This window comes from Apibacter sp. (assembly GCF_025291155.1).
Lineage (GTDB): Bacteria > Bacteroidota > Bacteroidia > Flavobacteriales > Weeksellaceae > Apibacter.
This window is the reverse complement of sequence record NZ_JAMBJZ010000083.1, coordinates 1-9,271: the sequence shown is the minus strand read 5'-3', so window position 1 is coordinate 9,271 and position 9,271 is coordinate 1. Positions and strand designations below refer to the sequence as shown.

Genomic DNA, 9,271 nt, shown 5'->3' with positions numbered 1-9,271 from the left:
AGCCTTTTATTATATGCTATGATTCTAAGATACTCATTTCCTGATAGGCTAATTTAGTATAACAACAAAATATAAACATATCTGCTACTTGTTGTAATCTAGTTTGCGAGAAGGTATAATTTTCTAACTTCTTCAATTCTTCTGTAGTAAGATACAATACCTTATTTTCAATCCTTCTAGGCTTATATAGGAGAAAAAGGATCAGTAATAATAAAATCCTTTTGCTATGGTTAATTTAATTATTTTCTTAATTCTCTGAATGGATTTATTAATAGTAATCTGCTTTTGATTTTTATTAATCTTTAAATAGTAATCAAAATCTTTTAAGAATTTCAGGTTTATATCTTCTAAAAGGAAATTATTTTTGTTGTACTAATGTTTTATAAAGTTTTTTATATGGCTTCTAGCTTCCTTAAACTTGTTATAAGTAGATTGGGTGTATTCTTTACCAATCAGCTTCTGCATTCTCTCATTATGCAAATCAAATACTTCTAAAAGAGTTTTTGAGACTTTACTATCCTTACCCTTATATTTTAAGTAAATATCTTCTACATCAAAAATCGTTTCCTGTACTTGTAGAAACAAAAAAGCCTGATTAATTTTTTGTTTAATCAGGCTTATCTGTGTATTAACAAAGTTATTTTCTTGATTTTGAGGTTTTGCTTTTTGCTCCCTATTATTCCAATAATCAGGATTTATAAATAATCCTAATGAAAATACCTTTCTTTTACTTAAATATGTTAATTTACATCTTAATGGTGCTATGCCTTTTACATTTGTATTAACTTTATCTAATACAAATAATATATGTAATTTACTGTTATTCATGTTTTTATTTATTTTTAAGGGTATGCCTTTTCAATAAGTAGGGTATGCCTAATTGTATGCCTTTATTCAGCACGAAGTAATAAAATAGAAAATATCTATACGCAGTAAAATAACCTAACTCCCTGATTTTAAACAAAAAAAGAGAACCAGTTTTCTGATTCTCTTACTTGGTAGCGGGAACAGGACTCGAACCTGTGACCTTCGGGTTATGAGCCCGACGAGCTACCTACTGCTCCATCCCGCGTTGTTTGTGAGTGCAAATATACAACAATTTTCTTATGAACCAACTATAATTTCATTTTTTTAAAGTAAAAGTTCAATTTTTTACAAATTTCATTCAATTTGTTGTTAAAATGTAAAAGTTATAGTGCTGAAATATAACGTTTTATTTAATTTTTTCTAATTGTAAAAAAAAATCATCATTTATTAAAAAAATAGACGTAAACGAAAATTCTAGTAGTAAAGTAATAAGTATTTCTATGAATGATAGCGATAATATGAGAAAAAGAAACTCTTACTTTTTAGCATCGTTAGGTAGATTTATATAAAAGATTTATTAAATAGGAGAGAATATTCAGAAAAAATATCAGCAACTATTGATTTAAAAAAATATAAAATGGAGACGTTTCAAATAATAACCTTTTATAATGAAGAATTTTATAAAGCTTTAAATTCATCCCATTTTCCTTTTGCAGCTAGTTCTGCCTGCTTTGGCCAGCTCGTAGGATTGTGTATGCGGTATGAAGCTCCTTCGTACAATTCAAGAATATTATTTAATGATTCAACGGATTGCTGAGCTAGTTGTTCCCAAGTAAATATTCCACTTTCATTTAAGAAAAATTCAATCCTTTCACCAATTCCTTCAATAATTTTTAGATCATCCTTATGGATAGGAGTGGCCTCTTTTTTATCCTCCTTCTCATTTTCCTTTTCGTTTTCGTTTATTGGAGTTGAGATATTATCATGAGGAATTGACGATCTTCTTCTGATTTTTCCACCGGTATATAAGACCTTCATGGTTTCAATCTTATCAATATGCGTTGCTAGTTCACTTTTTAAAAGCTCATTTTCTTTTTCAATTTCCGTAACATTTTTTTCCTCCTTTTTACCAAAAAGTAAACCTATACAATAAAAAAGCAAGGCTGTAACTAATAAAGGAATAAAAACTACCAAAATGGCCTTTATAAAAGCTTTTGTATTTGGATCATCGCTACTTAAATCCAATTTACTTAAATCCAGATTTTCTATCCAAATATACCAATAACTAGCTCCTAAAATCCATATTATTCCTGTACTAAGAAAAAACCAAAATAATATTTTTTTATTCATGTAATGGTAATTTAATGTTGAAATTGAATGATAAAGATAAGAAAATCTATTAACATATAGATAATTATCTATTTTAAAGATTTAAATTTGAATTTTTATCTACGTATTTATTAATTAATTTTTTGAATTCTTCCGGTTTATCTAGCTTAACATTTATAGGAAGATAAAATAAAACATCTTTCAATAGTTGAAAATGCTTTAAGCGCGTAAAGTCTTTTTCAGTGGTTAAAATAATTGCGTTTCCTTTTAAATTAAGATAGGTTTTTCCAATCTCATCAACATCAGATTTGGAAAAATTATGATGATCTTTAAATTTTAAATGTGTAACAGTTGAAAATTTTTCTTCAGCATAATCCAATATATCTTGATATTTAGCAATTCCCGTAACTAAAAGAATCGAATACGAAAGAATATCATCAACAGCGAGTGTACGGTTTAAGGATATCACCCGTTTTTCATATATAATAGTAGAAAAAAATAATGATTGATACGGTTGTAATTTTAATTTTTTCTCAATACTATTTTTTTCGTCTTGTGTTAAATCATGAGGACACTTAGTCACTACAACTATTTGTGCCCTTTTAGTGCCATATTGGCCTTCTCGCAAACGTCCCAGAGGTAAAATATGATCTTCATAATATGGATGGTTGTAATCTGTTAAAAGGATGTATAATCCTGCTTTAACATAGCGATGCTGAAAAGCATCATCGAGAATAAAAAGGTCTGGATTAAAATCTTTAATAAGATTATCAATGCCATGAACTCTTTTTTCATCAACCCCCACAATAATTTTATTTTTGAAACGCTCAAAAAATTGCATGGGTTCGTCACCAATTTCTTCATAGGTGGTCTCATAATTAGCAAATTGATAGCCTTTGGTTTTTCTTCCGTAGCCTCTGCTCATGATCCCGATAAGATGAGAATCTTTCAGCAAACCAATGAGATAGATAACAAAAGGAGATTTACCGGTACCTCCTACGCTGAGGTTACCAACGCATATAATGGGCTTTTTATAGCTTTTAGAATGCAAAAGTCCCCAATCAAAAAATTTATTTCGTATATATGTCGCCAGCCAATAGAGACCCGCAAAAGGATAAAATAATATATTCATGCTTAAATTATAAAGCAAAAATATAAATTTATAAGATGATATTTACTTCTCGTTCTAATTGAATATTAAAAATTTTATTAACATCCTCAATTATTGATTTTGACAAGTCATATATTTCTTTGCCGTTTGCATCTCCTAAGTTTACTAAAACTAGGGATTGATTTTTATGAACTCCGACATTTCCTTCTTTTTTCCCTTTCCATCCAGCAAATTCAATTAGCCATGCAGCGGGAAGTTTCACAAGTTGATTTGAAATCTTATAGTAGGGTATTTCGGGATATTTTTTCTGAATATTTTCCAAATGGGCAATCGAAATAATTGGGTTTTTAAAAAAGCTTCCTGCGTTTCCCATGATAGCCGGATCCGGAAGTTTACGTTTCCTAATTTCAATTACCTGATTTCTTATATTAGCTAAAGTGGGCTCATATATTTCTTTTTTTAAGAGTTCCTCTTTTATGTCTCCATAAGAAATTTTTAGATTATGTTTTTTTGTAGTTAATTTAAAAGTGACTTCAATAATAACATACTTATTTTTACCTTCATTCTTAAAATAAGAATCTCTGTATCCGAATTTACAAGATTCGACATCAAATACTTCAATTTCATAAGTTGAAATATTCAATGCCTTTAATTGGTGAAAAGTATCTTTCATTTCAGCTCCATAGGCGCCAATATTTTGTATGGGAGAAGTACCAACATTACCGGGAATTAATGATAAATTTTCTAATCCGCCGTAATTTCTGGATGTACAATAGTGAACGAATGCATCCCAATTTTCACCCGCTTTAGCAGTAATGAGTATATGCTTATCGTCTTCGTCTATTTTTTCTTCAATGCCTTTTAAATTAACTTTAATGACTAACCCGTGAAAGGGTTTAATAAAAAGAATGTTGCTCCCTCCGCCGATAAATAAAACAGGTATGTTTTTATTTTTTGAAAAATCTAACGCTTCCTTGAGCTCATTCAGATTTGAGACCTCTACAAAGAAATCACAAATTGCAGGGACATTAAAAGTAGTATATTTTCGGATATCTATATTTTCCTGTCTGATCATCGATTTGAATTATATTTTTCTAGTCCTTTTTTAATAATTTTAATCGATTGAGTAATGTCTTCTTTATTGATCACGTAAGCAAGTCTGACTTGTTTTTTTCCAAGCTCCTGATTGGAATAAAATCCTTGGGCTGGAGTTAACATAACCGTTCCGTTTTCATATTCGAACTCTTTAAGCATCCAAAGACAAAAATCTTCAGCATTTTCAACTGGTAATTCAACTGTGCAGTAAAACGCTCCTTTCGGTTTGGGACAAATGACTCCGGGAATTTCATTAAGAAGTTTTATAAGCAAATCTCTTCTTTCTTCATATTCTTTTCGCACATTTTCAATATAAGATTTCGGTTCGTAATGAGCTGCATTAGCTATAATTTGACCTACCAGGGAAGGACTTAAGCGAGCTTGTGCAAATTTTAAAGCTATATCTAAAAATTTTTTATTTCTGGTAACCAAGAATCCACTACGAATACCACAAAGACTATATCGTTTAGATTCTGAGTCTACAACAATTACATTTTCTTTAAGTTCCGGAAATTCTAATATGGAATGGAAAGTCAACCCGTCGTAAACGTATTCTCTGTACACCTCATCGGAAATAAGAAAAATATCATTCTTGATTACAATTTCCGCTAATTTTTGCAATTCTTCTTTAGAATAAAGATATCCGGTTGGATTACTGGGATTTGTAATAAGTATTGCCCGAGTTTTCGGAGTGATTAATTCATTGAATTTATCAATGTTCGGAAGTGAAAAACCGGTATCGATAGTAGATACTACAGGAATAATATTAACCCCGATAGATTCGGCAAAGCTATAATAATTTGCGTAAAAAGGTTCGGGAACGATTATTTCATCACCATGATCGCATAAACAGCTTAAGGTAAATGATAAAGCCTCGGATCCTCCGTTGGTAATAATGAAATTATCTCGAGTTAAATCTTCAAAACCTAAAGAGTGATAATACTCTTTTAAAGTGTTTCTATAATCAAAATTTCCTTCAGAAGGCGTATAGGCAAAAATATCTAAATCAATATTTTTTAGAACGTTTATTGCTGTCTGCGGTGATTTTATATCGGGCTGTCCAATATTTAAATGAAATACTTTCAAGCCTTTCTCCTTTGCTTTCACAGCATAAGGAGCAAGTTTCCTTATAGGAGACTCAGGCATGTTTAAACCTCGTGAAGAGAAATTTGGCATAATTTTTTATGTTGTTTTGGAAATTACAAATTTATTGAGTATATTTGTTTAAGGCAAGAAAAATAAATATAAGTTTTTAATTTATAGTTATTCCGAGATAAGCATAATAAAAGAATTTTTACAATTTATATGAAATTGCTAATCTATTTTTTCCTTTTTGTCTTTTACTTTAAATATCTAAAAATAATATTAAAATTTATACTATTTTGATTATGGGAAATAAAAACGTTCAAAATGTTTTAACCGGTATGGTTATAGGGGCTGTAGCAGGTCTTCTTGCCGGTGTTTTAATAGCTCCTGATAAAGGAAAAAACACTCGTAAAAAGATTAAAAGAAAAGCGGAAGATTTAGGGGAGAGTCTTAAAGATTCTTATCATAAATATAAAGATGAGCTGAAGGAAGGATATGATAAGTATAAAAATGATTTTAAGAGAATGAAGGACGAAAAAATTGATCATCTTGCAGAAGAATATGATGAATTAACAAAAAAATAATTACTGAAAATTAAAAAGAGTCTTTTTTTTTGACTCTTTTTTAGTTTTATCACTATATTTTCAATTTTTTATGTTAGGTTTTTTAAAAAAATATATTAATAATAGAATTGAGCTTCTAAAATTGGATTTAACAGAAACCATATCCGGTTTGTTAAGTATAATAATTTTTATAATTATCGTATTTAGCATAGGTATGATGTTTCTGCTTTTAGCCAGTTTTGCACTCGGAATCATGATCGGATCTTATTTTAATAATTTAGGTTTAGGAATTTTAATTATTTCATGTATCTATCTCATACTATTTATTATTCTTCTCACCAATTATTCGAGCATTAGAAAATATATCATGAGAAGGATTATTGAAATGCATTTAAATGTAAAAGAAAATGAACTTAATGACAAAAACTAACGGAAAATATACATACGAAGACTTTTTATTAAGGAAACGCCTTTTAAAAGAGGAAATTAATGAAATGGAAAATAAAATTTCTCTTGATCATTTGTCTGAGTCTTTAGGTATATTGAGCGAGAACGTACGTGATAAAGCATTGCATTTTGTAAAAAATCCAAACCTATTGAATATATTGATAGATTTTGGTATAGGTATGGGTACTGAAAAAGTAATTTCCAGATTTGTCAATAAAAAAACTATATCAGGAAAGTTGATTCTTTTGGCATCTTCCTATTTAACTCCTATTCTCATATCCAAGGGCAAAAATGTGTTGGCAAATATGAGAAACAGATATGAATTCAAGACTTTAAGAAATAATGATGAATCAGAGGAAATTTAATTAGAACTGAGAATATCATTTTTTATATTTTTAATTCTAAAAAATATATTAAAAAAGGCTGTAAAATTTTTACAGCCTTTTTTTTACTAAACTTAATTTTTTAGGTTTATCTTAATTAACAGCAGAGGATAATTCTGCACCTGCTTTAAATTTAGCAACTTTTTTAGCAGGAATTTTAATCTTAGCTTTAGTTTGAGGATTAATACCTTCTCTTGCGCTCCTACTAGAAACTGAAAATGTACCAAAACCTACAAGAGTAACTTTATCTCCTTTCTTTAAAGCTTTTGTTACATTATTTAAAAATGAATCCAAAGCTTTTTTTGCAGCTGCTTTAGTAATATCAGCTTCAGTGGCAATAGCATCAATTAATTCTGATTTGTTCATTTGATTTAATTTTAATAAGGTTTATTTATCTTAATTTGACAAAGGTAGTGTTTTGTTTGATATAAACAAGCAAAATCCCTCTTTTTTTCGCTCTAACAAAGAATACTTTACATTTTTGTGAAAGAAAAGGGTTTATTTTTTTATACCGTTTGTTTAAAAAATGACCTTATCTAATATTAAATTACCATTTTCAGTATATTTCAAAAGATCATTTTTTATAAAACTGAAAATCAGTCCTTTTTCTTTTTCCGGATAAAGTAAATGTACATTGGCACCCGCATCTAAAGTAAAGTATAAATGGGTATTGGATTCCCTTCTAAATTTCCATATTTTATCTAATATAGCCAATGTATTTGGCTTAAATAAAATATAAGCGGGAGAAGAGGTCATCATCATGGCATGTAAAGATAATGCTTCATGTTCCACAATTTTACCGAATTGTTCCAAATCTCCAGATTGTAATACTTGACTCATATCGGATAAATTTTTACTTGCCTCTTTAAATCGAAGATCTGCATAGGGATGTCCGTTCATTAAGCTATGTCCTACTGTGCTGCTTACTTGTTTTTGTCCTTCATCTACAAGTAAAATAGTATCTTGCATTTCTTTGAAAATTGGTGCTATTTCAAAAGGAAAAGAAACTGCATATAAATCTGAGCTTGAAGGAATATCTGAATTTTTACCCCAAATGGCTAAACCGCTATAAATAGATCTGCATGCGCTTCCTGATCCCATTCTGGCTAAAAATGAAGCTTTCATTAACTTAAATTCTTCAGTTGTAATTTCACCTAGCATTTCGCTCATTTCCATTAGACATTTTGCCAATGCTCCGAATCCTGAGGCTGAAGAAGCGATTCCACTGCTGTGAGGAAATGAATTTTTTGTGTATATAGAGTAGGAGTAGCTATCAATGAAAGGTAAAAAACGTTTTAAGGAAAGAAAATAGGTGTATATTTTAGAAGAAAATTTTTCTTGAAATTGATTATCAAGATATAACTCAACTGAAAAATCATTTGATTTTTTAAAAGTTATACTTGTTTCTGTAAAACTATTCGTAAGAGTATAACTTATTGATGGATTTGCCGGTAATTGAAAATCATATTTTCCCCAGTATTTAACTAATGCTATGTTCGAGCTACATCTTGCTTTTACTTCTCCATTTGCAACTTCCTTATGAGAGTGCGTTGGAATAAAATTTTCCTCATTCATTATTTATTATTTTTATATTGTAGATAATTTTTTGCATGTATATTTAAAGAATCTTCTAAAGAAAGAAAGGAATATGATAAATACTGCTCTAACTTGTCATTTGAATATTTATTTTGTGATATTAAAGCAAAATAAGCTGATTTGCTTATTCTCTTTTTACTTGACAAAAATTGAGACCAAAAGGCCATTTTTTTTAGTTGAGAATTTGTAATTTCAATTGGAGGTTTCATTTCAAATGCACTTCTTAATTGGCAGATTATTTCCTTATATGTGACATTTCTTGCAGTTACTATATACTTATCATTATTAATAAGATCTTCCATTAATCGAATGCATACTTCGGCTAAATCTGAAGCATCAATAAATGCGGTTGAACCGGATGTATAAAAAGCACGGTCAGCATAAGTCATTTCATATAATAACTTGTTGGCTCGTTCCCAATTTCCCGAACCTATCACTATTCCCGGATATACTACCAATACTTTTAATCCTTCTTGCGAGCCTCTCCAAACCTCCATTTCTGCTCCATATTTAGAACATGCATAAGAGGAATGATTTCTTTTAAAATTCCATTCAGCATTTTCATTGATAATTGATACATCAAAGTTTGGGTCTAAAGTAGCAATGGAGCTAAAAAAGCAAAATTTATCAATTTTATTAGTGATCGATAAATTAATCATATTTTGAGTTCCTTCAATATTGATTTTATTGAGCAACTTTTTTTCTTTTTCATTAAAACTTACTTTTCCGGCAGCATGATATACTTCTGTTACTCCTTCAAATGCATTTTGCAATGAAGTGATATCAAGAATATCCCCTTCAATCCATTGTAATGAATCGTATAAAACTTTATATCTTTCAGGTTCATGAATTTT

General features: G+C 29.4%; 12 protein-coding genes and 1 tRNA gene. 3 read left to right on the top strand and 10 right to left on the bottom strand.

Going from position 1 to position 9,271, the window contains the following annotated elements:
• Nucleotides 1–201: 201 nt before the first annotated feature.
• From M3Z80_RS07995 to M3Z80_RS07965, 7 genes are all read right to left on the bottom strand, one after another.
• A complete protein-coding gene (locus tag M3Z80_RS07995) occupies nt 202–336 on the bottom strand; it encodes a phage integrase SAM-like domain-containing protein (RefSeq protein ID WP_293919034.1) in 135 nt (44 codons plus the stop codon).
• Between the two features lie 36 nt (nt 337–372).
• Nucleotides 373–828, bottom strand: a complete 456-nt coding sequence (locus M3Z80_RS07990; protein WP_293919033.1) for an Arm DNA-binding domain-containing protein — start codon at nt 826–828, stop codon at nt 373–375.
• A gap of 168 nt (nt 829–996) precedes the next feature.
• Nucleotides 997–1,072 (bottom strand) — tRNA-Met (locus M3Z80_RS07985).
• 413 nt (nt 1,073–1,485) lie between these two features.
• Nucleotides 1,486–2,157 carry a hypothetical protein gene (locus M3Z80_RS07980; protein ID WP_293919032.1) on the bottom strand — a complete coding sequence of 224 codons (672 nt, stop codon included), beginning with the start codon at nt 2,155–2,157 and terminating at the stop codon, nt 1,486–1,488.
• 73 nt (nt 2,158–2,230) lie between these two features.
• Nucleotides 2,231–3,268, bottom strand: a complete 1,038-nt coding sequence (gene lpxK / locus M3Z80_RS07975) for a tetraacyldisaccharide 4'-kinase (RefSeq protein WP_293919031.1) — start codon at nt 3,266–3,268, stop codon at nt 2,231–2,233.
• Between the two features lie 28 nt (nt 3,269–3,296).
• Nucleotides 3,297–4,322, bottom strand: coding sequence for a UDP-N-acetylmuramate dehydrogenase (gene murB, locus M3Z80_RS07970; protein WP_293919030.1), 1,026 nt, complete (start codon nt 4,320–4,322; stop codon nt 3,297–3,299).
• The gene (locus M3Z80_RS07965) at nt 4,319–5,518 is read right to left on the bottom strand and encodes a pyridoxal phosphate-dependent aminotransferase (protein ID WP_293919028.1); all 1,200 of its coding nucleotides are present in this window, start codon (nt 5,516–5,518) and stop codon (nt 4,319–4,321) included. Before M3Z80_RS07965 ends, murB begins: the two co-directional genes overlap by 4 nt.
• A 212-nt stretch (nt 5,519–5,730) precedes the next feature.
• Here M3Z80_RS07965 and M3Z80_RS07960 point away from each other — a divergent pair, with 212 nt between their 5' ends.
• The 3 genes from M3Z80_RS07960 (at nt 5,731) to M3Z80_RS07950 (ending at nt 6,803) form a co-directional block, all read left to right on the top strand.
• Nucleotides 5,731–6,012, top strand: coding sequence for a YtxH domain-containing protein (locus M3Z80_RS07960; protein WP_293919027.1), 282 nt, complete (start codon nt 5,731–5,733; stop codon nt 6,010–6,012).
• Nucleotides 6,013–6,082: 70 nt separating this feature from the next.
• A complete protein-coding gene (locus M3Z80_RS07955; protein ID WP_293919026.1) occupies nt 6,083–6,421 on the top strand; it encodes a phage holin family protein in 339 nt (112 codons plus the stop codon).
• The gene (locus M3Z80_RS07950; protein ID WP_293919025.1) at nt 6,408–6,803 is read left to right on the top strand and encodes a hypothetical protein; all 396 of its coding nucleotides are present in this window, start codon (nt 6,408–6,410) and stop codon (nt 6,801–6,803) included. The genes M3Z80_RS07955 and M3Z80_RS07950 overlap by 14 nt, the downstream gene beginning before the upstream one ends.
• Nucleotides 6,804–6,914: 111 nt before the next feature.
• Here the strand turns inward: M3Z80_RS07950 and M3Z80_RS07945 are convergent, their stop codons facing one another.
• The 3 genes from M3Z80_RS07945 to M3Z80_RS07935 all read right to left on the bottom strand — a co-directional run.
• A complete protein-coding gene (locus M3Z80_RS07945) occupies nt 6,915–7,187 on the bottom strand; it encodes an HU family DNA-binding protein (protein WP_293919023.1) in 273 nt (90 codons plus the stop codon).
• Between the two features lie 153 nt (nt 7,188–7,340).
• The gene (mvaD, locus tag M3Z80_RS07940) at nt 7,341–8,396 is read right to left on the bottom strand and encodes a diphosphomevalonate decarboxylase (RefSeq protein ID WP_293919022.1); all 1,056 of its coding nucleotides are present in this window, start codon (nt 8,394–8,396) and stop codon (nt 7,341–7,343) included.
• The coding region (locus M3Z80_RS07935; RefSeq protein ID WP_293919020.1) for an NAD-dependent epimerase/dehydratase family protein at nt 8,396–9,271 on the bottom strand (876 nt) is incomplete at its 5' end. The genes mvaD and M3Z80_RS07935, both read right to left, overlap by 1 nt.